Source organism: Gymnodinialimonas phycosphaerae (assembly GCF_019195455.1).
GTDB lineage: Bacteria > Pseudomonadota > Alphaproteobacteria > Rhodobacterales > Rhodobacteraceae > Gymnodinialimonas > Gymnodinialimonas phycosphaerae.
On record NZ_JAIMBW010000001.1, the window covers coordinates 1,052,291 to 1,078,233 of the forward strand.

Annotated in this window: 20 protein-coding genes, 1 tRNA gene and 1 pseudogene; 17 read left to right on the forward strand and 5 right to left on the reverse strand. The window is 60.6% G+C overall.

Annotation, left to right across the window (positions count from 1 at the left end; translation table 11 throughout):
- The first annotated feature begins 129 nt into the window (after nucleotides 1-129).
- Both KUL25_RS05185 and KUL25_RS05190 read left to right on the forward strand, forming a co-directional pair.
- Complete coding sequence (locus tag KUL25_RS05185) at nucleotides 130-3,525, forward strand: AAA domain-containing protein (protein WP_257891966.1); 3,396 nt, start codon at nucleotides 130-132, stop codon at nucleotides 3,523-3,525.
- Nucleotides 3,526-4,135: 610 nt separating this feature from the next.
- Nucleotides 4,136-4,582 carry a lasso peptide biosynthesis B2 protein gene (locus KUL25_RS05190; protein ID WP_257891967.1) on the forward strand — a complete coding sequence of 149 codons (447 nt, stop codon included), beginning with the start codon at nucleotides 4,136-4,138 and terminating at the stop codon, nucleotides 4,580-4,582.
- A gap of 33 nt (nucleotides 4,583-4,615) precedes the next feature.
- On the opposite strand, the gene KUL25_RS05195 is transcribed toward KUL25_RS05190, so the two are convergent.
- Both KUL25_RS05195 and KUL25_RS05200 read right to left on the reverse strand, forming a co-directional pair.
- Nucleotides 4,616-4,894: a PqqD family protein gene (locus KUL25_RS05195; RefSeq protein WP_345790935.1), complete on the reverse strand. Its 279-nt coding sequence runs from the start codon at nucleotides 4,892-4,894 to the stop codon at nucleotides 4,616-4,618.
- 623 nt (nucleotides 4,895-5,517) lie between these two features.
- On the reverse strand, nucleotides 5,518-5,916 hold the full coding sequence (locus tag KUL25_RS05200) for a hypothetical protein (RefSeq protein ID WP_257891968.1): 399 nt from the start codon (nucleotides 5,914-5,916) through the stop codon (nucleotides 5,518-5,520).
- A 17-nt stretch (nucleotides 5,917-5,933) separates the two neighbouring features.
- Here KUL25_RS05200 and KUL25_RS05205 point away from each other — a divergent pair, with 17 nt between their 5' ends.
- The 5 genes from KUL25_RS05205 (at nucleotide 5,934) to KUL25_RS05225 (ending at nucleotide 11,298) form a co-directional block, all read left to right on the forward strand.
- Nucleotides 5,934-6,107 carry a hypothetical protein gene (locus tag KUL25_RS05205; RefSeq protein WP_257891969.1) on the forward strand — a complete coding sequence of 58 codons (174 nt, stop codon included), beginning with the start codon at nucleotides 5,934-5,936 and terminating at the stop codon, nucleotides 6,105-6,107.
- A gap of 81 nt (nucleotides 6,108-6,188) precedes the next feature.
- A complete protein-coding gene (locus tag KUL25_RS05210; RefSeq protein WP_257891970.1) occupies nucleotides 6,189-8,063 on the forward strand; it encodes an asparagine synthase-related protein in 1,875 nt (624 codons plus the stop codon).
- Nucleotides 8,053-9,048 (forward strand): phosphoenolpyruvate carboxykinase (ATP), encoded by a 996-nt coding sequence (locus tag KUL25_RS05215; RefSeq protein ID WP_257891971.1) that lies wholly within the window; start codon nucleotides 8,053-8,055, stop codon nucleotides 9,046-9,048. The genes KUL25_RS05210 and KUL25_RS05215 overlap by 11 nt, the downstream gene beginning before the upstream one ends.
- Nucleotides 9,045-10,247 carry a cupin domain-containing protein gene (locus KUL25_RS05220; RefSeq protein WP_257891972.1) on the forward strand — a complete coding sequence of 401 codons (1,203 nt, stop codon included), beginning with the start codon at nucleotides 9,045-9,047 and terminating at the stop codon, nucleotides 10,245-10,247. The genes KUL25_RS05215 and KUL25_RS05220 overlap by 4 nt, the downstream gene beginning before the upstream one ends.
- Complete coding sequence (locus KUL25_RS05225) at nucleotides 10,231-11,298, forward strand: sulfotransferase (protein ID WP_257891973.1); 1,068 nt, start codon at nucleotides 10,231-10,233, stop codon at nucleotides 11,296-11,298. Before KUL25_RS05220 ends, KUL25_RS05225 begins: the two co-directional genes overlap by 17 nt.
- A gap of 25 nt (nucleotides 11,299-11,323) precedes the next feature.
- Here KUL25_RS05225 and KUL25_RS05230 read toward each other — a convergent pair whose 3' ends face one another.
- Complete coding sequence (locus KUL25_RS05230; protein ID WP_257891974.1) at nucleotides 11,324-14,479, reverse strand: FG-GAP-like repeat-containing protein; 3,156 nt, start codon at nucleotides 14,477-14,479, stop codon at nucleotides 11,324-11,326.
- Between the two features lie 219 nt (nucleotides 14,480-14,698).
- On the opposite strand from KUL25_RS05230, the pseudogene KUL25_RS21835 reads away from it, so the two are divergent.
- Nucleotides 14,699-15,608: pseudogene (locus KUL25_RS21835) on the forward strand (protein NO VEIN domain-containing protein).
- A gap of 529 nt (nucleotides 15,609-16,137) precedes the next feature.
- On the opposite strand, the gene KUL25_RS05245 reads toward KUL25_RS21835, so the two are convergent.
- Nucleotides 16,138-16,227: transfer RNA gene (locus tag KUL25_RS05245), tRNA-Ser, on the reverse strand.
- 220 nt (nucleotides 16,228-16,447) lie between these two features.
- Here KUL25_RS05245 and KUL25_RS05250 point away from each other — a divergent pair.
- The 8 genes from KUL25_RS05250 (at nucleotide 16,448) to KUL25_RS05285 (ending at nucleotide 24,204) form a co-directional block, all read left to right on the forward strand.
- The gene (locus tag KUL25_RS05250) at nucleotides 16,448-17,326 is read left to right on the forward strand and encodes a hypothetical protein (protein WP_257891977.1); all 879 of its coding nucleotides are present in this window, start codon (nucleotides 16,448-16,450) and stop codon (nucleotides 17,324-17,326) included.
- A gap of 233 nt (nucleotides 17,327-17,559) precedes the next feature.
- A complete protein-coding gene (gene rplU / locus KUL25_RS05255) occupies nucleotides 17,560-18,324 on the forward strand; it encodes a 50S ribosomal protein L21 (RefSeq protein ID WP_257891978.1) in 765 nt (254 codons plus the stop codon).
- Nucleotides 18,325-18,331: 7 nt separating this feature from the next.
- Complete coding sequence (rpmA, locus tag KUL25_RS05260) at nucleotides 18,332-18,601, forward strand: 50S ribosomal protein L27 (RefSeq protein ID WP_257891979.1); 270 nt, start codon at nucleotides 18,332-18,334, stop codon at nucleotides 18,599-18,601.
- A gap of 147 nt (nucleotides 18,602-18,748) precedes the next feature.
- Nucleotides 18,749-19,288, forward strand: a complete 540-nt coding sequence (locus tag KUL25_RS05265; RefSeq protein WP_257891980.1) for a GNAT family N-acetyltransferase — start codon at nucleotides 18,749-18,751, stop codon at nucleotides 19,286-19,288.
- Nucleotides 19,289-19,467: 179 nt separating this feature from the next.
- A complete protein-coding gene (gene obgE, locus KUL25_RS05270; RefSeq protein ID WP_068361425.1) occupies nucleotides 19,468-20,502 on the forward strand; it encodes a GTPase ObgE in 1,035 nt (344 codons plus the stop codon).
- Nucleotides 20,490-21,596: a glutamate 5-kinase gene (gene proB / locus KUL25_RS05275; protein ID WP_257891981.1), complete on the forward strand. Its 1,107-nt coding sequence runs from the start codon at nucleotides 20,490-20,492 to the stop codon at nucleotides 21,594-21,596. The genes obgE and proB overlap by 13 nt, the downstream gene beginning before the upstream one ends.
- A 60-nt stretch (nucleotides 21,597-21,656) precedes the next feature.
- Nucleotides 21,657-22,925 (forward strand): glutamate-5-semialdehyde dehydrogenase, encoded by a 1,269-nt coding sequence (locus KUL25_RS05280; protein ID WP_257891982.1) that lies wholly within the window; start codon nucleotides 21,657-21,659, stop codon nucleotides 22,923-22,925.
- Between the two features lie 88 nt (nucleotides 22,926-23,013).
- Nucleotides 23,014-24,204: a trans-sulfuration enzyme family protein gene (locus tag KUL25_RS05285; protein WP_068361435.1), complete on the forward strand. Its 1,191-nt coding sequence runs from the start codon at nucleotides 23,014-23,016 to the stop codon at nucleotides 24,202-24,204.
- On the opposite strand, the gene KUL25_RS05290 is transcribed toward KUL25_RS05285, so the two are convergent.
- Nucleotides 24,201-24,614, reverse strand: a complete 414-nt coding sequence (locus tag KUL25_RS05290) for a hypothetical protein (RefSeq protein ID WP_257891983.1) — start codon at nucleotides 24,612-24,614, stop codon at nucleotides 24,201-24,203. The genes KUL25_RS05285 and KUL25_RS05290 overlap by 4 nt on opposite strands.
- A gap of 198 nt (nucleotides 24,615-24,812) precedes the next feature.
- On the opposite strand from KUL25_RS05290, the gene KUL25_RS05295 reads away from it, so the two are divergent.
- The gene (locus KUL25_RS05295) at nucleotides 24,813-25,850 is read left to right on the forward strand and encodes an ATP-binding protein (RefSeq protein ID WP_257891984.1); all 1,038 of its coding nucleotides are present in this window, start codon (nucleotides 24,813-24,815) and stop codon (nucleotides 25,848-25,850) included.
- Nucleotides 25,851-25,943: the final 93 nt, after the last annotated feature.

Below are 25,943 nucleotides of genomic sequence, written 5' to 3' on the forward strand. Positions count from 1 at the left end.
CGCGGACGAGAGGCTGGCAGGCCAGCACTTGCCCTCCCATCTTGAAAAGGTCACTAATCAGGAAATCTCCAAGCAAGTCACAGAGCTTGCTCACTTTTCTGCCTGCAATAGCCCCACGGTGATCCCCGCATGGCCGCAACACTATCCAACGTCCTGCGGTATTGGCGGACATCTCTGGCGGATGGTGCACTTGGTGACGGGACGTTCCGGACTGCGGATCGAAGAAGATTTCTCGCGCTCCCGAATGACGCGCTCAAGACGGGCATCCTTCCCAAAGAGGTCGTCCAGAACCTGTTCCAAGGCAAGGATGCTTCTGGAACCGTCTCGGTTCGGTTCTGGCCTCTTGTGACCGCTCGCAAAGCCTCACACGCCGCGTCGCGCGCCGATGGGATGCCCGAGATTGTCGCCCCCGTAGTCACCGAAGGTTTCGTGGATCGGACGGGGCGGATCGTGCCGACCCGCAATGCCATCGCGCGCGACCTGCTGACGCCCTTGCCCCGGGGTGCCTTCGCCCTTGGATCGGTGGACGCGCTTGACGATTTTCTGACGACGACACCCCTTCCCGAAATGACGACGGTCGAAGGCTGGCAGGACTATCGCCAGCATTGCCGTCAGATGGTCGATGCCCTCGCCCCCGGCTGGCCCTCTCGGGAGACGGAATACCTGCCGACCGGAAGCGGTTTCATCGAGGCATCTGAAGGCGCCAATGCAACGGTGCGCGGGATGTTGGATCTTTACGACAGCCTGCTGGCCGATGAACCGGACACGCCGCTTCTAAGCCAGCTTGCCTTGCCCTGTCGCTCTGAGATCGCGATGGATCACGGCATCGAAAAGGAGTTTTTTCGACGCCTTGGTCATTCGAACCCGCATTTCCCCCTCGCCGAACAGCAACGGCAGGTCCTCGCGTGGCTTGACGTCGCCAAACCGGGCGAGGTGATCGCGGTGAACGGCCCGCCCGGGACTGGCAAGACAACCATGCTGCTTTCCGCTGTGGCGGGGCTTTGGATAAAGGCCGCGCTCGACGGAGGCGAGCCGCCGATCATCGTCGCGGCCTCATCCAACAACCAGGCAGTGACCAACATCATCGACGCCTTTGGCAAGGATTTCGCAGCGGGCGAGGGTGTGTTTGCCGGGCGCTGGTTACCGGACATCAAGAGCTTCGGGATGTTTCTGCCGTCACATTCGCGGCGCATGGAGGCCGCGCAGCGCTATCAGACAGAGGCCTTCCAGGCGGAATGTGAATCCGTGGCCTATGTCGAGCGTGCGCGGGTTGCCTGGCTGGAAGCTGCGGAAAGGGCATTTCCGGATGCAAGGAACAAAGACGTCTCCGGGTATGTCGTCGCGCTTCAGGATCGTATGATTGCACAAGCCAATAAGCTCCGACAGCTGGACCAGGCTTTTGACCGCCGCGGAGCCTGCGCTGCCGCGCTCCTGTCGGAACTGGGTGAAGATCCGGGCGCAGAGCAAACACGGCGCGCCGATGCTTTGCGCGCCAGTCAGGAAGAGGCGGATCGACTGGCCGCCGCACGTGCGGCGCTGGATCACTATCTTGCCTCCGAGTCCTGGCTAATCGGTCTTTTCGCGTTCATGTCTTCGGTCAAGCGCAAACGCGCTTTGAGGGCGCGCCTGACTATCGGAGATCGACTGGACGGCTTGCAGGACATAACTCGTGTCGAGGATATCGAAACGCGGGTCGCGGATGCCCTGAAACAGGCGCAGCAGAACCTCGCTTCTGCCAAACAGCTCTTCGCCCGAGCAGAGGAGTTGATACGGCAGGCCACGGCCAGCGATCAGGCTTGGCGCAAGGCGGCAGAGGCCTTCGGGGGCTCGGATGACTTGGACGTGCTGGAGCGGGAGGCGGATCTCGGGACCCGTTTCGACTTGTTCCTGCTCGCGACCCACTACTGGGAAGGACGGTGGTTGATGGCGATGGAAGCCGATCTTGGCACCATCACCGCGTCGCATGAGAAGTCCGGACGAAAGACGATCGAACCACGCTGGCAACGTCGCATGATGTTGACGCCCTGCGCCGTGGCCACCTTTGCCAGCCTGCCGGGGAAACTGACGTGCAGCCGCTATCAAGGGGGCAAGTTCGCGTCTGACAGCCTTTACAATTTCATCGACCTACTGATCGTCGATGAAGCCGGGCAAGTCCTGCCCGAGGTCGCTGGCGCCTCTTTCGCTCTGGCCAAACGCGCGCTGGTCATCGGCGACACGCAGCAGATCGAGCCGATATCGGCCGTGCCCTGCCCTGTCGATATCGGGAACCTCAAGGACTGTGGGTTGATCGACGGCGAAGGGGTGCCCGATGACCTGGCCGCAAGCGGCATCCGATCCACCGGCGGCAGCGCCATGCGTCTTGCGCAGCAGGCCTGCACCGTCGCGCCCTGGCCCGATCTGGATCGCGGGCTTTACCTGTTTGAACATCGCCGCTGCCATGATGAGATCATCGGCTTCAGCAATGCCCTGTGCTACAAGGGTAAACTACGCCCGATGCGCGGCCCGGCACCAACGGATGCGGTTCTTCCCGCACTGGGCTACCTGCATGTCGAAGGCCGCGCCTTCACGAATGGTGGCAGCCGCATCAACCCCGTCGAGGCCCGTACCATCGGAGCATGGCTAAAGGAAAACCGCGCGGGTCTGGAAGGCCACTACGGTCTTCCACTTGAGCAGATTGTCGGGCTCGTCACGCCCTTTGGCCAGCAAGTGCGCGCCATTCGGGACGCCTGCACCGCGCGCGGCATCACGGTGTCCGGACGCGAAGGCATGACAATCGGCACCGTGCACGCGCTGCAAGGGGCCGAGCGGCCGGTGGTGATCTTCTCGCCGGTCTATTCAAAACACGCGGATGGCGGTTTCATCGATGCCTCGCCCAGCATGTTGAACGTGACGGTGTCGCGAGCCAAGGACAGCTGCCTTGTTTTCGGCGATATGGACATCATGGCCACCGCCCGGAGCGGCTCTTCGCGCGCGCTGCTGTCCGAATTCCTTGCGGCCCAGGGCAAGGCGTTGGATTTCGCCATGGAGCCGCGCGAGGACCTGACCCGCGACGACGCCAAAATCGAGATGCTTCAGCACTCCGCTGAGCACGATGCCTTCCTCGTGAGTGCCCTAAAGGGCGAGGGGCGGAGATACATGATCGTCAGCCCGTGGGTCGTTGCGGGAACCATCGAACGGACTGGCCTTTTGGACGCCATGGAGGCCGCTCGTCAGCGCGGGGCAGAGATCGAAGTCTTTGCCGATCCTCTGCTGAACACCGGCCCGGCGGCCGGTGGGCTGAGCCAGATGGAAGCCGTCGAACGCCGACTTTCCGCGATTGGTGTCGCCGTTCACCGGGTGCCGAAACTCCACAGCAAGATCGTGACCGTCGATCAATCGCTTCTCTGTGCTGGATCATTCAACTGGCTCAGCGCGGATCGGAACGGGCAATACGCCCGGCACGAAACGTCATTTGTCTATCGCGGCCCGCACCTTGAGGATGAAATCAAGACCATTCGGGACGGCCTCGCGCGCCGTACGACGTAGCAGTCCGCGAAGATGACCGAACGATATTGCTTCCGCCACGTCACGCAGGAGCGGCAGGTGATCCATTGGGGGATACCGCTACAACGCGCTCCCGGAGCGTTGAATTGAGCTGGCATCGGACAACCCCGCTGACCGCATGGCTAGCGCTCATCCGCCGCCTTCAATGACCTTCAGAGCAAGGGGAAAGCAGTAGCTTGCGCTGATGGGTATCACTCCAAGGAAACTATTCGACACTCAGATCAGTTTTCGTCCGCACTCGTCGAACGCTCCGACGGGAAAATCTAGGATCCTATTGAACTAAACACCGTGACAGCAGCGTAATCCATGGGAACGGCCATTCATCCGCTGCGTAGCCTGGGGTGAAGCGGGCTTACGGCCAAGCATTTCCGAGGCACGGCATCATCTGCCGTGTCATCATTGTCGGAGCGTGCCCACGGCCCAAAGCCGCGTTTCGTCGAAGCCTTCGACGTTGCGGCGCATATTTACCAAAGCAGACGGGACGCCGCATTCATGGCGTTGTCTACACGTCTCTTCTTGGCTGTCTATGGGCTGGGTTGTAGGGTGGCGCGCGACACCATTCGAAACCGCACCCATCGTAGAGAAGCAAGCCATGGTCCTCGTGCACAAGTTTGCTGCCTTTGTAACCATGCCCAAACGGGAGCGTGCGCTGCTTATTGAGGCGGCTGCCGCTTTGGTGCGGGCGCAAGTACGCATCAAGATCCGCCCATTTCCGGCAATTGCTGCGGGACTTGGCCGCGAAGTCCGAGACGTGGGCCTCCATGGCCAGCCCGATAGGCTGGAGGAGACACGCGAGATTGCCAGCAGCGTGCGTCGAGCTGCCCGGGTCCTTCCCACCAAGGCAATGTGCTTGCCGCGCGCCATGGCCTTGAAAACGATGCTCGATCGACGCGCGATTGCTTCGGTTTGTGTAGTCGGCGTGCGGGATTCCCGGGAAGCGGTTGGTGTCGATGCCCATGCTTGGGTCGAAGTCGCCGGAGAGATTGTGATTGGGGGGGATCGATCAAGGCAGTATATTGTGCTGACCAGCTATATCTGAATGCCGGCATGGCCCTGGCGTGGACCCAGTACCCTAGCTGGCAGCGATCAGGCCTTCCGCGTCCAGTTGGTCGATCAACTCGCAAAAATCGTCCACCACTTGGTCACGATCCACGGCGAAAGAGTTTAGCACAGCCTCGATTGTCTTGGAGGTGTCACCATGATCCGCAAGCTGCTTCCAGAAAACGCTTCCTACAGGATCCAGCGCAAAATATGTTCCAGTCGTCAAATCTAGCAGAACCGTTTGATCCGTAAGTTCTTGGAATAAGACGTCGGGTGAAGTCGTGACCGTTTGGGGCATCTTTGAAGGCATGGAGGGATCTCGCGTGTCTTGGGTTCGGGGTGCGGCAACCGTGTTTGCGGTTTCGTGTCAATCGGCCAAGTCTCTATGCCCCACAATGGACAGCGGAGACAATTCCATGATTTGTCATGAACGTTTCACCGCAAGCGCCACCTTCGCAACGTCTGAAGAACTATTCTCACAGCCACCGCCATGATGCATCGGCCCTCCAGTAGGCCCATGATGGATTGCTGAGATTGTTCCTCTGTAAGCCTTTCCAAAGCGAGGGCAATTTCGACGCCGGTATTGGCGCCTTGCACCTTAGCGACGTTGCTTATGTCCCTTTGTAAAGCCAGAACAACGTCGCTTTCGCTCAGGGCGATGAGGCACCATGCGCAAGACCGATGTGAAGACACTTCGGTATGATGCGCCTCGATCGAAGTGAAGCATGCGCTTTGGGAGGGAAGATTCAAGAGCATTGTCAGAAAGAACCGAATGTCTGGATCCGTGATCGACTGCCTTGCAGCCGTGATATAGCGAACCTGCATTTGTCCCTCCCGCGCGGACAGCAGGTGTTGGGCAAGGGGCCCATAGGCATCCTTGGCGCTGTCAAGGAACAGCCGCCAATCAGCATTTTTGAACTTGCAGACTAGTGTTTATCGAAAGTCCAAACGCCATGAAAACTCGACCCGACCACCACCTTGAACGCATCGGGAAAGGCGTGTTGCTGAATTGTCGTTGTCGCTTCCGCCCAGTTCAGAATTTTCGATTTTGAACTCAGCGCATTGATAGACCGTCACGGTCAGGTCGCCGAATACAACTTTGATCCGGTTTCCCAAATCCAGAAATCCTGCATAGGTCAAGAGATTGGTATCCCGAAGGGGGCCCGTGTCATTGCGGGCGAGCGCGCGCGTCTTCCAAGCAAATGCCACCCTGAGGTTTCCAGCATGCTGATACACTGCGCTAAAACGGCAAGCGTTGATCGGACATCTTGACATAAAAAGCGCCAGAACGCGCTTGCTTCCATTGGATAAAGCCGCGATATCTTGAGCCAAACAAGAGGATCCGAACCATGACACAGGCCAACGGCGGAGACGCCAACACATCACGCTCTGATCGGGAAGAGCTTTCAACCTATAGCAAGCCGTCACTGACCAAAATGGGCGCTTTTGGTGATGTCGTTCAAAACAGCTTTAATCCAGGCAATGACGCATCAGGTGGCTTTCCAACAGACTCTGGATCCTAGAACTCTTTCGCGTCCTGGTTGGCTACGCCGGGCTTCGCCTGACACACCTGAAAGCCGTTTTTGAAGGTGCCTTGGCGCGAGATGAGCTTCACTACATCAGTACGATCAGAGTTCGCGGCGGTCGTCACTAAAGCGGCCGATCACTTTGATCATCGTGACCTCCTTGCTCGGCTTGATCGAAATCTTGAGGCGGGTAATTCTGCGTATCTGATCATCTCAGACCCGCATTGCGTGATGCTTGCGGCTCGGCGCGGCGCGGTTCATCCGGCTAAAAATACGCTTGACCAAGCGTTTTGTGCAATGTCCGGGTCGCTACACAACACGCGCGACTTGCCCTTTGCAGAATGCGGTCCCTTATCCGACCCATCTTCGACAGCTTTGAACCTTTTCAGGTCTGGAGGAGCAGCCGCCCTGGAGCGGTTGGAAGGGCAGTTTGCCTATGCCCTTTGGGACGCCCGATCGCGCACCTTGTTTTGCGGTCGTGATCACTTCGGGCGAAACCCGCTGTTCTTTCATCAGGCGCCTGACGCGACGTTTGTCGCAACGTCTCCGCGATTGCTGGCGCGGTTTGCCGGAATTCCGTTGCGCCTTGATCGCGTGCAATTGACGCAAAGCGGACTAATGAAAGAGCGGGGCGGGATGACCCATGGCACTACCTTTCACGGTATCCAAGGCCTTTCGGCGGCATGTATCGCGCAGGTCAAGCCAAATGAATTCACCGTCCGCCAATATTGGTCGCCCGGGTCGGTGCGCGGCGTCGGTTTGAGACGTGGGACGCGGGCGATTGAAGACTATTGGGATGAGTGCCGAGATCTTATGTTTGCTGCGGTGGAAAAGTGTCTTCCCAAGACAGGGCCGGTCATTACGCTTCTCAGCGGCGGCTTGGACTCGTCGGCCATCACCGCAATGGCCATGCAGGTCCTGAAACGCCAGAACCGTGAGTTGGTGAGCTTGTCTGCCATCCCTGAATTCGCGCATCCCGACCAACGGTCCGAGCGGGAATTCATGGAGCAGTTTGCAGGTTTTCAAAACCTGCGGCAAATTTTCGTAACCGCACCGGAACGGGGACCTTTCGACGACCTGGAGAAGATGGCGGCCGGGGTGCAGTGTCCGCTTTGGTCATCGCGTCATTTTATGTATCAAGCCTTCGCCCAAGCTGCGAATGCGCAAGGGGCATCGGCTATTCTGGACGGCATCGGGGGTGAAATTGGCCCCACAAACCCAGCAAGTGCGGCCTTCCCGCAATGGGCTATGCAAGGCCGATGGGTACATCTGACCCGCGAGTTGGTGGCGATGAAAAAGGTGTCGGAGGGCAGCAGCATGGCAAGCCTGTTCCGGTCTCGCTTGGCACGCCCTCTCTTGAAGCCTTGGGCCAATCAAGCCCCTGACCTGATGAAGCGTATTCTGCATCCGTCGTTCTATTCCGACTATGCACGGGCGCAACCCAAGCGGCAGCGCGATATTCTTTACCGGTTCAGCCAATCCCACGCGACACGACGACACGTGGCCCATTCGCAAAACCCGTCACGCAACTCGTTCACGGATGGGCTGTTTGGGGCGCAGTTCATGTACCCGTTCCTGGACAAATCCCTGGCTGAATTTGCGATCAGCGCACCAGTGGATGCGATGGTGAAGGATGGATACGCTCGTCATATGGTACGCAGGTCGCTAGATGGGGTGCTGCCAAAGGCGATCCAATGGCGGACGTCCAAGGCTCCTTTCTCGACAGACTATGTGTCTCGATACAATCGGCAGCGTTCGGCCGCCCAGGACTATGTCAGCGACCTTCGGAACGATGATCCCGCAGCCCACATCGTGGATATCCAACGGCTCCGGCAGATTTTGACCCGCGACATGCCCCACGACCCTGCGGCGGCGGGCTATTTCGACGGCTCCCATGTGGTACCTGGCGCTCTGTCGACCCTCGCCTTTCTGCGTGAATTTGATGAGCTGTGATGCGATGAATTCATCACCCGCAATATCCAACCCGACGTACAGTTTGTTTGGGTTAACAGTTGAAACGTCACAGCCGCTTTTTCGCGTTCCGCCGATCACACCCCGGAAAACCGCCGATCTGAAGATCGAGTTTGCAGGTCAATATGACCCTGCACACGATCTGCATGACTGGGAGAACGTCACTTTCCCGCTTCGCAGACACGGCGGCCGTATCCAGGTCGCGCAATGCAAGGACCGGATTCGTCTCATATACGACACCAAATTTGGCACGGTTGTTGCGGTTTCAGATCTTGGAGCGACATCCATCAAGATTGCGCGCTGTGATGGCGCAACTGACGCGGATCTCGCCTCGGTCTGCTTGGGGACAATCATGGGGTTTGCCTTGCGACGGCGGGGATTGGCCTGTCTACATGCAAGCGTGGTACGGATTGGTGACCGTAGCTATGCGTTCTTGGGGCGCAGCGGCACGGGGAAGTCTACTTTGGCGGCTGCCTTTGTGCGCTACGCGGGGGCTCAATTGGTCGCCGACGATATTGCCGCTTTGGAAATGATCAACGGTACATGGACAGCCCGGACAGGATATCCAGCGTCCCGCCTCAATGGCGATGCAGTGCGGGCCATCGGCAACGCCTCGCCACAGGATACAGACTTTGTTTATGCTTCGCAGTTGGACAAACGATATGTGTGGTTGCCCGCGCAATGCACCGCTGACAGGCCCATGCCGGTTTCTGCGGTTTTCGATCTAGGCGACACAACCTCTGATCAAGACCTCCCCCTGAATGAGGCTCAATCCTTGCGCTCTTTGTCACGCCAATCCTATGCAAGTTACGCTTTGATCGATCGCGCAGACGTGCGGGCTGAATTCCAGGCACTGGCCCAACTGAGTCGCGACGTGCCCTTTATTCCCTGTGCAGGGCGCCGTGGGCTTGGCTATCTGCCAGACCATGTGCGCCGCATACAAGAGATTGGAAGTCGGGTGTCATGACAGACCTTCGCCCTTTTGAGCGCTTGATCGCCCCAATGTCTGCGGAAGATTTCTTCGTGGATGTTTTTGGGCAAACATCGATGCACCTGTCGGATCGTCCGGCGGGCGCTTTTGATGACGTGCTGACAGTCGCCGATATCTCGACATTCCTTGCCTCCAACCCACAGCCTGATTTGATTCACGTTTTCAATGAGGATGCACGCGCGCCACATGAAGACTGGACCCGAATAGACGCGTGTTCAGACATGACACCGCTTGTGGATGCCAACGCTTTGATGAGCTTGATCGACCGCGGCATGTCGGTTCGATTGAGTTCTGTCCACCGGAGCATTCCAAGCCTCAAGGCATTTTGCCATGCGTTGGAACAAGACCTCTGCATGCCGCTGCGCGCCAACATCTACATCACGCCGCCCGGGCGCAAAGCGCTGCCCCCCCATTATGACCGGTATGATGTGTTCGTCCTTCAGGTCCACGGCAAGAAACGGTGGGCTCTGTTCGACCATCGCGTGCCCAATGCAACGCTTGAAACTCCTAAAACGCTGAAGGCACCGTCTCCTGTTACCGAGCACGCTCATATGCTGCTCAGCCCCGGCTGTCTGGCCTATGTGCCGCGCGGTCTGGTTCATTCCGCAGAAACCATTGAGGGGGTCTCGATTCACGTAACTCTGGGCTTGTTGCATCCGACATTGGGCAACGTTCTAGAGGCCGCTTCAGCGCAGTGTTGGCAGGACCCCGAGTTACGAGAGGCTGTTCCCCACGGGTATTCAAACGATGAAGACAAGGCGAAATCCGTGCAAGCAATCATCGCCGCCATGACCCACTTTGCGACTCCAAAGGTCGTCGATCAAGCACTTGAAGACGTGCAAGCAGCGACGCGCAGCAAGATGATTGACCTTCTTCAAGCACCGTTGGACAGGTATTTCCGCGCCGGCGACCTGACCATGGCGTGTGAATTGATGCTGAGCGCAGGGGATCAGATTCTATGTGACGACCAAGATGGCATCAACATGTCCGTTCACTGTCGGGATCATCGTTTCGTCGCACCGGTATTCGCGCGGCCCGCGATTGATCTGATCAACGAAGGGGCAAGGTTCAGCGCCCAAGGACTGCCCGGCATGTTGACCCCGGCCTACAAATTGGAACTGGTGCGAAAACTATACAAGGTGGGCGTTTTGGGCGAAGTTGATGCCAGCGACTGATAATAACGTCACCCCAAATGACGCCTTTCTAGAGATTTATGAGAAGACGGCAGGGCTTATCCCTCATTCGCTCAGCCACGACGGCTCGCGCCTGACCTGGATCGATTTGGGATCTTATCACATGTATGAGGGCAGTTACCAAAAGGCCTCGCACACGGCGGTCGCGCTTCTGGGCAGAGGTCCAGACACAGTATATCAACCATTTTTCACAACCGAATTGTCAGTAATCGATGATCTCACTCCGGCGCCGGATGACGTGTCCCCTACGGCCTTCATCTTTGGGGTTTCCCGTTGCGGCTCTACCTTGTTGACACGCGCGCTGGCCCGCGACCGCCGTATCTTGGCCTTTGGTGAGGCGTTGATACCCAACGGATTGTGGCGCTTGGGCGGCCCGAGCACGTTGACCCATGCAACTGGCACCATTGCCCGGCTTCGGAAGGTCATCACTTTGATGGGACGAAATCGCGGTGGCGGATACCGGCACATGGTCCTTAAGCTTTCTTCCGTGGAGTTGCACGCTGCCTCCCCTCTCAGGGCGGCATTTCCCGACGCGCCATGCTTGTTCATGTATCGCAACCCGACCGAGGTTTTGGTCTCACACCTGAACCGCAAGCCCGGTTGGCACGACGCCATGTCGACCGACTGGGGAAGCTTTCTGTGTGGGCAGGAGACTCCGCAAACCACGACCGAATTCTATGCAAAGGTCTTGCGGGGGTATTATTCCGTTGCGATGTCTGATGCCGCAAAGAATTGGACGTTGCTGCAATATCCTGAACTCGCGCCGCACCGTCTTCCCGATATTCTCGCAGCGCTTGGGATTGACGCAGATGATGTAGATTTGACCGCGATGTCGCGCTGTTTCCGGAGCTATTCCAAATCTCCCTACCAGAATGCGCAGTTCGCGGACGACCAGGGCAAGAAGCAACGCGATGCCAGCGCCGCTGTCGCCGAGCTGGTCGCCACGCATCTGGATCCGCTTCATCAAGCCTTGGCGCAAGCGCCACAGAACCTTGCACCCCATAGCGATGCCGGGGCCTGGAAAACGCGTTAGAAGAGCCTTGCTTTGAGTGCAGCGATCACTCGACCAGTCTGCGGCGGGTAATCGTGTATCGCGCGCCGGCCTCCAGGGGGATCGCAACCTCTGAAACCTCCCCATCGGGCCAGGTCACCACTACGCCTTGCGCGAGTGGTTGATCCCCCAGGCCAAAGTGGGCGATCAACTCGTCGTGGGACATGTAGCCGCCGCTTGCAACGATCTCGCGCATTTGGCTTGTCCCATCGGGCGTCGTAATGGTGATCCGGGCACCTACGGCAAACCGGTTCCCCCGCTCATCGCGCAGGCTGATCGACAGTGCATTTCCGATTGGGCCATCATTGCGCAACATCGAAACCGGGCCGACCAAAGGCGGCACGACGATGTCGAGATCTCCGTCGAGGTCGAAATCAACGTAGGCAAACGAAGCAATGTCGAGGTTGGAGTTCAACCCGACCTCTCGCGTGACATTCTCAAACCCGCCGCCTTCGATATTGCGATAGAAATACGAAGGATGGCGGATGTCGACGGTGGGGAACCCGGTCACGATAAACAGATCCTGGAATGCATCGTGGTTCAAATCCGCAAACCGCGCGTTCCAGACCCAGCCGCCATTCACAACCCCTAATGCCCCGGCAACGTCGCGCCATGCGCCTGCCTCATCGCGGGCAAACAGGAGATTGCGCCTGTCGACCGAGGGAAGCTGGCTGTCAATCTGTGCAGCCGTTGGCGGGGTCACGGGACCTGCCAACGTTTCACAAGCCGCGTGAAGCAATGGCCAGCCCGGTGAAAAGGGCGCACAATAATCCAACGACACGTTGCGCGTGTCCAGCGCGGCGTAGGCCTGAAGCGCAACACAATCAGCTTCCATACCAGGAACCGGCCATTGCGCGCATTGATCCAGATTGCCGCGCCGGTGTGCGACCGTCCGAATGTCGACCCCTTGGTAGTGACGCAGACACGCCGACCTTGCCGCGTCATCCAAAAGCTCAGCGCAAACCTCTGCCGGCTCCATACTCGCAACCGAGTTCCTTTCCCACGCACGCTGGCCGACAAAAATCTCTGGGATCAAATCATTGTCGATATCCGCGCTTGTCATGGCCATGGTCGTTCTACCGCTAAGCGGAAGGACATCCGTCGGCTCTGACATCAAGTGCATCGCGCCCTGGCCGTCGTTGCGATAAATGATATCTCCTGGTCCGAAGTCATTGCCGACGAACAGATCTCTTGACCCATCTTCGTCCAGGTCAACGAAAAGCGCCGTCAGCGTTTCCGCTACAACGCCATCAAGATCTATTCGGTCGTATCCCGTGTCCGAGCTGATAAGCAGCACATCTTGGCTGGAGGGCGGCGACGCCTCGCGGCCATTGTTGCCATAGCCCGCGTTGCCAATGAACAGATCAAGGCGGCCATCGTGGTTGGTATCATCGAATGCAAGCACCGTGGGCATGACCGCAGCTTCTGTGTTCGGCAAATTTACAAGGCCATCGGCCTCAAACATCCCGTCCGAGTTTGCGACCATCCAGACCCCTGCTTGCAGGGTCGAGAACACCAGATCGAGCCAGCCGTCGTTCGTCATATCGATTAATGCGACAGCGCCGATTGTCCAATTCTCTGCCTCTGGCAGGATCACTTCCTGCCGTTCAAAGTGTCCGTTTTGAGAGTTTGCGTAGACGCCAAAACCCCGCTCCGACCCAAAAACCAGATCCGGCCACCCATCATTGTGGATGTCACCTGCGGCAACCGCGCGGACCTGGACCATAGGGTTGCTGAAGCGCTCAAAAGTTTGCCCAAAACCCTCGGTCAACCCAATCTCAGCGCCTTCAATGCGGGTGAACTGGTGCTGTGCGCGCACCACGGCTGACGGATCGTACGGTGCCTGCTCGATCGATAAGCCATCTGCTGCAAAAAGCATTTCAGCAGACACTTGATTTGCCTGCAGCTCGGCCACTAGCGCCCGGGCCGGGCGATCTGGAAGGGGACGGGTGAAGTACTCTCTCTCGACCGGTGCATCGACTTGCGCCAGTTGCGCTCGGATCACTGTGTCTTGGGCCTCTGCGTACTGTGGGTGATAGACGTGCACAAATGCGCCACCCGCCACGCCCAAAGCGGAAAGAGAGGCGATCATGGCCAGCGCGATCTGCCGGGACAATTGCCGCCAGATCAACAAGAACGGATACACGGAAAAGATCCCAAGCCCGAACAGCATGACCATGACATAGCCCGCACTTAGTCCTGCGTTGAACAAAGCCGCCGCGACGATGACGTCAAACATCATCGGTGAGGGCAGGATCAGTGCGAAGATGGCCAAAAGAAGCATTGCTCTCAAAACCACGATCGCCCCATCGCGTGGAAGTATCTCAGCCAGCGTGTCAAAGGGCAGAACGGTCACCACTGCAGCCCCCAGGACACCGGCTAACAGCATAAGCGGCACCGTCACGGCGACAAGATAGAGCAAGTTCCTCAAGGCTTCGGACAGCACGAAAATGCTTGATCCACTCCAGCCCTGCTGCAACGCCGTCCTAGGGGACGGAGGTTGCAGCAGTCGGCTCAAGGGCGCCGATCGGGGCACATCACCGATGGCAATTTGTTGGGTCTTCGCTGGGAACATCCGGACAATCAGGGGCACCAGGACCAAGATAAATACCAGAGTCAGGCCAATCTTCGTCACCGCGATGTGCAACGGGAAGAGCGACAGCACCATGGTCAGGACCAAGACATTCATTGTCGGAGAGCTGACCATCATGGCCAGAGCCGTCTCTGGCCGCGCGCCGCCCACGATCGCACCTTGAGAAACCGGTGTCGCGCAGTTGACGCAAACCCCCAAAGGGGCGCCCACCAACAATCCCAAAAAGCTGTTGGCCAATCGGCTCTTGAAGTGAAGACGTTGCAGGTGCGGAAGCATCGTAAGGATCAACGCGCCTGCCAGCAGACCGAACGTCATTCCCTTCCAGTTTGTGAACACCCAGTTGATCGCGTTCACCCCGATCTCCTGAAAAAGCGAAGGTTGAGGTGGCATATTGATCAGCAGGTCGAACCCGATAGCGGAGAATTGCGTATCACCGGCCATCAAGGCCTTCTGATCCAGATCGGGATAACGCGATCCAAACCAAAAGACGCCCACCAGGATCAAGGTGAGGCCGAGGGCAATCTTGAATGGCTTGTTCTGAAGAAGCCCGTGTGTGCTGTGATCAACCATGAGAAGTATCCGCCTTTTCGGCTCCGGTTAGGCACAAACGGCCGCGCGCGACCATCGCCTTGCACATCTGTGAAAGAACCTCAAGCTGGCGCATGCACCTATGGTGAGGAATGCCTCGGTGTCCGCTTTGACGCATTTGACATATGCATTGTACACGCAAACGAACGCCCGCATCCCGCCGTTCGTGACACCAGCCAGATCTTCCCTTAGCCTGGCGCGATGTCGAGCCATGCGTGGACAGATACCGAGAATGACCTGATCGTCGCGGATTACTTCGCGATGCTGGCCGACGATGTGGCAGGCCGTCCCCACAACAAGGCCGAGCATCGGCGGCAGCTTCTGCCGCGCCTCAACAACCGGTCTGACGGGGCGGTTGAGTTCAAACGTCAGAACATCAGCGCTGTGCTCAAAGGACTCGGTGAGGCCTGGATCACCGGGTACAATCCCGTGTTCAACTTTCAGGCCAGCCTGATCGACGCCGTTGCACGATGGTTGGCGATGAACCCCGACTGGACGCACCGCACCGCACCGCACCCTCACTTCACGGCCCGTGGACGGCATGGCGGATTCGGCCCAACTCTGGGTCGGGCCCGCACCGACTCTGTCCAACCAGCCGCCGCCGGGCGAGCTCGAGCAGATGCTCCACATCGCCCGGAAGTTCGACGTGGCTGCGCGAGATGAGCGAAACCGCGCCCTGGGCAAAGCTGGAGAAGAGCGAGTCTTGAAGCACGAGCGTGACGCTCTAACTGCGGCGGGACGTGAGGATCTGGCGCAGAAAATCCGCTGGGTTTCCGGAGAAGACGGGGATGGCGCGGGCTATGATATTGCCAGTTTCGATGCAGATGGGCGGCAGCGTCTGATCGAGGTCAAGATCACAAACGGCTGGGAGCGCACGCCGTTTCACATCTCACGCAATGAGTTGGCCGTGGCAGAGGAACGGCGAGAGGAGTGGTGCCTGTTCCGCCTCTGGAACTTCGCACGAACGCCCAAGGCTTTCGAGTTACGCCGCGTCGCTGGGACCCGTGCGGCAGGATGCCACCTAAGCTACAGAATATATGAAAAAAACCGCACGGCAGCTGCCGAGAGGACCAATTCAATTGCACTGAGATTTGCGCACGATATCAGATAGTTGTTGAATGGCGTAGCACCACAGGCTTCAGCCCGGCACGCAAGAACCTGAACAACAACTCCTTGGCACGCTTCAGTGCCAAGTGTTTCATCTCGCAATTCGTCCCGATGGTCCGGGCGCGCCTGCCGTGGGATCGTTTTGACTACCCCGACAAGCCGATCGATCCTACCTTTCAGCGACCGCCACGGGTGAGGCGCTTGAGAGGCCAACGGTCCGATTTGTGCGCCGCCGCTGGCCGTATTGCAACCAACGCACTTGCCCCTGCACAGCGCTGTTTGAAGGGTCCAAGCTGTTCGGCGTGAAGACGCCGCTGTCGTCTCGAAGACTCTGTGCCAATCCGACCCGGTTGGTCGATACCGCGCGGATCGAGGCGTCTCAAGTGGAAGGTGCTGCCCCGCTTGGCAATGCTCTTGACGGTATATCTCCGCGTTTGTGTGGCAAATCAAGCGGATCGAACACTACCGTCAGCGCGAATACGCCGAATTTTCACCTTCGATCAGGGTGTTGCAAATTGGCGGCCTAGGAAAAATGGCGGAGAGACAGGGATTCGAACCCTGGGTGGGCTTGCACCCACAACGGTTTTCGAGACCGCCCCGTTCGACCACTCCGGCACCTCTCCGCGGTCTTGGATGATGCTTCAGCAAAATCCGTGGGCGGACAGGTAGCGGCAAGCGGCGGGGCACGCAAGGGGCAGGGGGGCAAAGCTGCGGGAAAATCGCTGCAAGCCCCTTCTCGGACCCGAAAAAAATGCGCGAACCTGTGCTGGAACGAGATCGCTCCATGGATTCCGTCGGAAAACCACGTCATTCTACATGCGACACCACCGAAGGGAGCGCCCCATGATCCGCATCGCATGTTTGTCCGTGAGCCTCGCGCTTGGGGCCTTGGCTTCGCTGCCAGATACGGCGCGGGCGCAGGAGGCGCAGGTCGCCCCACCGACCGCCTTGGCGCAGGAGGCGCCAGCGCTGTACCGGATGCTTGATGGTTTGGGCATGTATGAGATCATCGCGCTGATGGGTACCGAGAACACCCGCGGCGGCGCGGACCTAGAAGAGCAGTTGTTTCCCGGGGCAGGGGGGGCGGCTTGGCGGGCGACCGTGGCCGGGTTGCATGCGACACCCCGGATGGTGGGGCTCTTCGAGGATGCCTTCGACCGCGACGCCGTGTCCCCGGACCAGATCGCCATCGTGCAGGCCTTCATCGACTCGGAAGCGGGCCAAAGGGTGATTGGCGGAGAACTCGCCGCGCGGCGAATGTTCCTGGACGAGGCCGCCGTCGATGCCGCGACCGAGGACCTGATGGCTGCCATTGCCGCCGACAGCCCCCGGCTGGACACTCTGCAGCGTCTCAATTCGGTAAGCGGGCTGGTCGATCGCAACGTCTCGGGTGCGCTGAACCTGCGGATCGCCTTCTACCGGGGCCTGATCGATGGCGGAGCCTTCGACAATGACGTGCCGGAAAGCATGATGTTGGCCGAGGTTTGGGCGCAAGAACCCGAAGTGCGCCACCTCACCGTTGAATGGCTGTTCTCATTCCAGCTTGCCGCCTACGCCGAGGTCACGGATGCGGATCTGGAGACCTATGTAGCGCTTGCGGACGCGCCTGCCGGGCGCGCGGTGAATGCGGCATTGTTCAACGCCTTCGACGAGATGCTCGCCTCACTCAGCTATGATCTGGGCGTCGCGGCAGCCGGGTTCATTGTTGGTGAAGACACCTGAAGGCCCGATTGCAGCAGACCTGCGCCCGCGCAGCAATGGTTGCTTGACAAAGGCCCGGCCCTGACGCATCTAGCGGCGTCCATCAGTGAAGGGATTCCCCGCGCGCGGTGGTGTTATGGTTACAATCACCCTTGAAGGGGTGCGCTGTCCGAGGTGGGAAAAGCCCCGCAAACACTGGCGATGCCGCTTGTATCGTTGGGACCACAGGACGCGGTGAGACAAAGGAAAAGCCCATGTTCGCTGTCATGAAGACAGGCGGCAAGCAATATAAGGTCCAGGCCGGTGACAAACTGCGCGTGGAACTGCTTGCAGCGGAGGCCGGTGAGGCCATCCAATTCAACGAAATTCTGATGCTTGGCGGTGACAGTGTCACCGTTGGCGCGCCCCTCGTGGAAGGTGCCGCCGTTCAGGCCAACGTGATCGACATGGTGAAGGGCGAAAAGCTCATCCACTACGTCAAGCGTCGCCGCAAGCACTCGTCCCAGCGCAAGAAGGGTCACCGTCAGAAGCTGACGCTGATCGAGATCACCGAGATCCTCGCATCCGGTGGCGACAAGACCGGCGTGAAGGCCGCGATGGGCTCTGGCTCCGTGACCGCAAGCGCGGCTGTCGCAGCCGCCCCCGCGAAGAAAGCCAAGAAGGCAGAGGAGCCCGCAGCCGACGCCCCCAAGGCTGAAAAGCCGAAAGCTGAAAAGAAAGCCGCGCCTAAGAAGGCGAAGGCCGAAGCAGCCCCCGAAGCCGCCGCAGAGGGCACCCGCCCCGCGAACCTTCTGACGGAAGCCCGTGGCGGTCAGCCCGATGATCTGAAAAAGATCTCTGGCGTGGGTCCCAAACTGGAAGGCCTGCTGCACGAAAACGGCGTGTTCCACTTCGACCAGATCATGGCCTGGGGCGCCGAAGAGATCGCCTATATGGATGACAAGCTGTCGTTCAAAGGCCGCATTGAGCGTGACAACTGGATTGAGCAAGCGACCACGTTTGCCGCAGAACAGGAGTAAGTAACCCATGGCACATAAAAAAGCAGGTGGTTCCTCCCGCAACGGTCGCGACTCAGCTGGTCGCCGCCTTGGCATCAAGAAATACGGCGGCGAGTCCGTGATCTCCGGCAACATCATCGCGCGTCAGCGCGGCAACAAGTGGTGGCCGGGTGAAGGTGTGGGCGAAGGCAAGGATCACACGATCTTCGCCGTGACCGACGGCCACGTATCCTTCAAGAAGGGCTTCAAGGGCCGCACGTTCATTTCCGTGCTTCCGGCGGCGGAAGCTGCAGAGTAGTCGCCACATCCCGTGGAAAAAGTTCAGGGGCCGGCGATTACGCCGGCCCTTTCGTATTTGTTACCCCGCTTGCGCATGGAGCCTCCTGGACCCACATGGAACCGGGAGAGGCACGATGCGGGGGACGGTTCGGAGGAGGACCTTAGCATGAAACAGGAAGCGATCTTGGCCCAGGCAGTCATTGAAACGCCGCGGATGTTCCTGCGCCCGATGCGCGGGTCCGATGCCGGGCTCTTGGCGATGTATCACGCCGACAAGCGCGTGGCCGAGATGACAACATCGATCCCGCATCCCTTGCCGCCGGGCGCGGCGGAAAGCTTCATCGCCAAGGTGACGACGCCCGATCGCGGGTCCTTCGCCTGGGTGATGGATGCCACCGCGTTCGGCGGCGCGGAGGTGATGGGCATCATCACGCTCGACCAGATGGACCGCAATCAATCCGAGATCGGCTACTGGGTCGCGCCCGCCATGTGGAACACCGGGTTCGCGTCCGAGGCCGTCCACGCACTGGTGGATGCGAACCCCTTGGAAAACCAGACGATCTTTGGATCAGTCTTCCAGGACAACCCGAGCTCGGCCCGCGTGTTGACCAATGCGGGGTTCGATTACCTGGGCGACGCGGAAGCGTTTTCGGTGGCACGCAATGCCAAGGTTGCGACGTGGACTTACCTGAAGCGTTTGGCGTAAGAGGCAAAGTGTGGAAAATGGGGCCAGCCCCCATACAAGGGATACGTAGGGGCCAGCCCCTACACAGGAGACAAGTGGGGGCTGGCCCCCACACAGGGGATACGTGGGGGCCAGCCCCCACACCCCCGGAGTTTTTTGGGCAAGATGAAAGGGCGGGCCAGTGGCGCGCACAGTTTTAGATGAAGTTTCTCGATCTTGCGAAAGTCTATATTCGGTCCGGCGGCGGGGGCGGCGGGTCTGTCTCGTTCCGGCGTGAGAAATATATCGAATACGGCGGCCCCGACGGCGGCGACGGCGGATCGGGCGGCAATGTGTTCATCGAGGTTGTGGACGGCCTGAATACGCTGATCGATTTCCGCTACCAGCAGCACTTTTTTGCCAAGAACGGCCAGCCCGGCATGGGCAAACAGCGCACCGGCAAGGACGGGGCGGACATCGTTCTGCGCGTGCCTGCAGGAACCGAAGTGTTGGAGGAGGATCAGGAAACGCTGATCGCCGACCTTGACACCGTGGGTCAGCGCATTTGCATCGCCAAGGGCGGCAACGGCGGCTTTGGCAACCTGCATTTCAAAAGCGCGACCAACCAGGCCCCGCGCCGTGCCAACCCCGGTCTTGAGGGTGTGGAACGCACGATTTGGCTGCGTCTGAAACTGATTGCTGACGTGGGCCTTTTGGGCCTGCCGAATGCGGGCAAGTCGACGTTTTTGGCCGCGACATCCAATGCACGTCCCAAGATTGCCGATTATCCATTTACGACCCTCGTGCCGAACCTGGGCGTGGTTGGCGTGGATGGTACGGAATTCGTGGTCGCCGATATTCCCGGCCTGATCGAGGGTGCCAGCGAGGGCAGGGGCCTTGGCGATACTTTCCTGGGCCACGTGGAACGCTGCGCCGCGCTGTTGCATCTGGTCGATGGCACGTCCGAAGATGTCGTGGGCGATTATCAGACGATTATCACTGAATTGGAGGCCTACGGTGGCGAACTGGCGCTGAAACCTCGGATCACCGTGCTCAACAAGATCGACGCCATCGAGCCGGAGGAACTGGCAGAAAAGCGCGCCGCGCTTGGCGCCGTGGCGGGCAACCTGATGGAGATGTCAGGCGTCGCGCGTACCGGCGTGACCGAAGTTCTCCGCACCCTGCGCGCCCGCGTCGACGCCAACCACAAAGCGGCCCGCGACGCCCTGGAGGAGCCTGAGACATGGCGTCCCTAGGCGGGGCTAAACGCGTCGTCGTCAAGATCGGCTCGGCCCTGCTGGTAGACCGGGTCACAGGCGATTTGCGCCATGAATGGCTGCATGCGCTGGCCGAAGACGTCGCCGCGCTGAAAGCCTCTGGGACCGACGTGATCCTCGTATCCTCGGGCGCCATCGCGCTGGGGCGCGGCGCGCTTGCATTGGGCACAGGCGCGCTGTCGCTGGATGAGGCGCAGGCGGCGGCGGCTGTCGGGCAGATCCGCCTTGCGCGGGCCTATGAAGAGGCGCTGGCCCCCCACGGGCTGACCTCGGCGCAGATCTTGCTGACCCTGGATGACAGTGGGGATCGCAGGCGCTACCTCAACACCCGCGCGACCTTCGCAGCGCTGCTCGCGCGCGGCGCGGTGCCGATCGTGAACGAGAATGACACCATCGCCACCGACGAGATCCGCTACGGCGACAACGACCGCTTGGCTGCCAATGTCGCTGTCATGGCCGGGGCCGATATCTGTGTGCTGCTGTCCGACGTGGACGGGCTTTACACCGCCAACCCGCAGGACGACGCCACCGCGACGCACTTGCCCCTGATCGATGCGATCACGCCCGAGATCGAGGCGATGGCGGGCGATGCCGGTTCGGGACTGTCAAAGGGGGGCATGAAAACCAAGGTGCTGGCTGCGCGCACAGCGACGGCGGCGGGCTGTGCCATGGCGATCACCCAAGGGGCGGTGACGCGGCCCCTCAAGGCGCTGCAAGACGGGGCCAAGGCCACGTGGTTCATCGCCACCGTGTCGCCGCAACAGGCGCGCAAGGCGTGGATCGGGGCGATGAAGCCCAAGGGCACCCTGCGCCTGGATGCAGGCGCCGCCGCCGCCTTGACCCGGGGCAATTCGCTATTGCCTGCCGGTGTCAGCACCGTCTCTGGCGACTTCCTGCGCGGCGATCCTGTGCGCCTGGAAACTAGTGAGGGCGCCGCCATCGGCATCGGCCTCAGCCGTTACGCCGCCGATGAGGCCCGCGCGATCAAGGGTCATCACTCTGACGATATCCCGGAAATCCTGGGCTATCCCGGCCGTGCCGCCTTGGTGCACCGCGATGACATGGTGCTTTGACGTCCCTTCACACTTGCCCAAAACCGCCTATCCTGCGCCCACCCTTCGATGAGGTTTCCGATGAAAGACCGGACAGATAACGTCCCCGACCTGATGGCAGAAATCGGCGTGCGCGCCAAAGCCGCCAGCGCCGAGTTGGCCTTCGCTGCGCCAGAGGCCAAGGTGCACGCGCTCAATGCCGCGGCAGACGCGGTCTGGGACCGTCGGGCCGAGATCATCGCCGCCAACGAAAAAGACATGGCCTATGGGCGCGACAAGGGCCTGTCGGACGCGATGCTGGACCGGCTGATGCTGGACGAGGCGCGGGTCGAGGGGATCGTGACGGGCCTGCGCGCGGTTGCCGCGCAGGACGATCCGATCGGGCAGGTAATGACCGAGTGGGACATGGAAAGCGGGCTTCACATCAAGCGCGTGCGCACGCCCCTGGGCGTGATCGGCGTGATTTACGAAAGCCGCCCGAATGTGACGGCGGATGCCGGCGCGTTGTGCCTGAAATCCGGCAATGCGGTGATCCTGCGGGGCGGCTCGGAAAGCTTCCATTCCTCGGGGGCTTTGGCCGACTGCCTGCAAGAGGGACTGCGCGCCGCTGGCCTGCCCGAAGCGGCCGTGCAGCGGGTGCCGACCCGCGACCGACGGGCCGTTTCCGAGATGCTGACGATGACGGACACAATCGACGTGATCGTGCCGCGTGGCGGCAAGGGCCTTGTGGGCCTTGTGCAACGTGAGGCGCGGGTGCCCGTGTTCGCGCATCTTGAAGGGATCTGCCACATCTACCTTGACGCCAGCGCCGACCCGCAAAAGGCCTTGAAGGTGGTTCTGAACGCCAAGACCCGGCGCACGGGGATCTGCGGCTCGGCCGAATGCCTGCTGATCCACCGCGACGTGGTGGACACCATCGGGCAGGGCGTCGTGCGCGCCCTGATCGACGCGGGCGTGGAGGTGCGCGGAGACGCGGCCTTGCAGCAGATCGACGGCGTGGTGGCGGCGGGTGACGACGATTGGGGGCGCGAATTCCTCGACATGATCATCGCCGCAAAGGTCGTGGACGACATCGACGCCGCGCTGGATCATATCCGCACCTATGGCTCCAACCACACCGACGCGATCATTGCCGAGGATGAAGCCGCGGTGGCGCGGTTTTTCCAGCGCCTCGATAGCGCGATCCTGATGCATAATGCCTCGACGCAATTCGCCGACGGCGGAGAATTCGGGATGGGCGCAGAGATTGGCATTGCGACCGGCAAGATGCATGCACGCGGGCCCGTGGGGGCAGAGCAATTGACCTCGTTCAAGTACCTTGTGACAGGGGACGGGACAATTCGCGGCTGACAGTACTTTTTGGCTGGCGGCAGAGCGGGGGGCCAGCCCCCCGCACCCCCCGGCATTTTCTTGGAACAAAGATGAGGAGAGCAACGCCATGAGCGATGGGCGCAATGAGAAGCCGGGTACCTTGGTGCGGCGCATGCCGCTGCGCGAGGGGGTAAGCCGCCCGGTCGTGACGCCCATCCAGCCGTCGGTCGTCTATGCCTCGCCGTCCATCGCGACGCTGCATTCGCAGTACGAGGGACGCGCCCACGGCTACACCTATGCCCGGGAGGGGCACCCGAATGCGGACCTTCTGGCGCGCAAGATCGATATGCTGGAAGAGGCGGAGGGCGGATTGATCCTGGGCTCTGGCATGGCGGCGGTGTCGGCCACGATCCTGGGGCTGCTGGGGGCGGGCGACCATATCGTAGGTGGCAACCAGCTTTACGGACGCTCGTTACGCCTGATGCACCAGGATCTGGCGCGGTTCGGGATTGCAACGTCCGTGGCCGATCCTACCGATGTCGACGCTATGCGTGCGGCGTTGCGGCCCGAGACGAAGATGATCCTGGTCGAGGTGATCTCCAACCCGACGTTGCGGGTGGCGGATATGGCGGGGATCATCGCGCTGGCCCAAGAGGCCGGGGTCATTCTGGCGGTCGACAACACTTTCACCACGCCCGTGGCCTACAAGCCCCTGGTCGAGGGGGCGGATATCACCATCCATTCCGTCACCAAGCTGCTGGCAGGGCATTCGGACGTGACGCTTGGATATGTCGCGGCGCGCGACCCGGCGCAGATGAAGGCGATCTATGATTTCGCCGTCACAGTCGGCATGACGCCCGCCCCCAACGAGTGTTGGTTGGCCGAGCGCGGGCTTTATACGTTTCCGTTGCGGTTCGAGAAGGCGCAGGCCAACGCGGCGGGCTTGGCCGATTGGCTGGCCGATCACCCCAAGGTCGCTCGCGTGCTCTATCCCGGGCGCAGCGACCATCCTGACCATGCCATGGCGGCATCGATCGTGGGCCAAGCCTTTGGCAACATGGTAAGTTTCGAGCTGAAAGACGCCACCGAGGCGGCCGCCGACCGTATGGTGCAGGCCGCCCCGGACCTGCCCTTTGCCCCCACATTAGGGGATGTTGGCACGACGCTGAGCCATCCGGCCTCGTCCAGTCACCGGGGCCTGACGGCAGAGGGCCGCGCGGCGCTTGGCATCAGCGATGGGTTCTTCCGGGTGTCCGTTGGGATCGAAGACCTCGACCTGTTGATCGCGGATTTCGAGGGCGGATTGGCCGCCGTCTAATGCAGGTGCAGCGCCGAGCTGCCGTCCAACGCGATGACATCCACGTTCAACGTGGGCGCTTGGGCCAGCACATCAGCGCGCACCAGGGGCACGTCGGGCACATGCGGCGCCAGGACCAGCACGCGATCCCCGAAGCCCGCCTGGGTCAGGGTCGCGAGCAAATCCATTGCGTCAAAGCCCTTTGCGGTCAGCGGAGCGAGGATCAGACCCGGCGCATCGGGCCCGGTGACATCGCGCGCGCCGACCTGTGCCAGCGCGCTCAGTACCATCTCTGCGTCGGGTGCCAGCACATGGCGCGGCGTCTGTGCCAACGCGTCCCTGGACAGCGCTACAGCCAATACCCTCGCAGGCGAGGGTGCGACGTCGCGCTTGGGATGGTCGTTGAAATCGGTGTGTCGGTCGGTCGTCATGGCAAAGGCACCTGCGTTTGGCGCGCGGCACCGATTAGGGAGCGTCCGCGTTTTGCACCCGCACGGTAGCGCTCCTGTCATACATCGCGGCGCATATTTCTTGCCAATGAAACCTTTTCACCTGTCATCTCTTCGCCGTTGCGTGGCCTTGCAGAATCGCCACACACCCAAACCCATCAACCAGGGGGAGTCGGGCCAATGACCCGCGATCTGATCCAATCCGTGATCGATGCCGTGCCCGATCCGATGCTGTTCATCGGCCCAGACGGCACGATCGAGCACGCCAATGCCGCCGCCATCGCGATGTTGGGGGAATGGATCATCGGGCGCAGCCATGGGGCGGCCCTGCGTCAGCCGGCGCTGCTGAGCCGGATCGAAGCGGTGCAGCAGGGCGCGCCTTCGGCCGAGGCGCGGATCGAGCGTTCAGAGCAATCAGGTGTCACCGAATACAAGGTCCGAATTGCAAGCCTGCCCGGCCAGGGCGCGGCGCTTCTGCTGCATTTCACCGACATTACTCACCTGCGCGAGGCCGAGGACATGCGCCGCGACTTCGTGGCCAATGTCTCCCATGAATTGCGCACGCCGCTGACCTCGGTCCTGGGCTTCATCGAGACCCTGCGCGGTCCCGCCCGAAATGACCCGGACGCACAAGACCGCTTCCTTGCCATCATGGAGGACGAGGCCCGGCGCATGAACCGCCTGATCTCGGACCTGCTGTCGCTGTCCAAGGTGGAGGCGGTCGAGCGCAAGCGCCCGGCCGAGCAAATCGACCTTAGCGTCCTTCTGGGCAGCGTTGTCGCGGCATTGAAGCCCCGAGCCGATGACGCAGGCAATACCCTTGAGGTCCTGCGTGACGACGCGCCCGCGCTGGTGCAGGGGGACCGCGATCAACTGACCCAGGTGTTTCTTAACCTGGCCGAGAATGCGCTAAAGTACGGTGGGCCGGGCAAAAAGGTGACGATCCGCCTGACACGCGGGCAGGGCAGGGGTCTGCCCAAGGGAGAGACCGTTACCGTCGATGTCATCGATGAGGGCCCCGGCATCGACCCGCTGCACCTGCCGCGACTGACCGAGCGATTCTACCGGATCGATGCAGGACGCTCTCGCGAGATGGGGGGGACGGGGTTGGGGCTGGCGATCGTCAAGCATATCGTCAACCGCCACCGAGGGCGGCTGAAAATCACCTCGCAACAAGGGCGGGGCAGCACCTTTTCGGTGCAGTTTCCGGTGGATTAACCCCGCCAAGCGGCGCCATGTCATAATCCTGTTACACAGGTGTCACAAAAGGTCAGTGAAACGCGTCTAAGTCGGGCGGCAAGCGAGGCACAC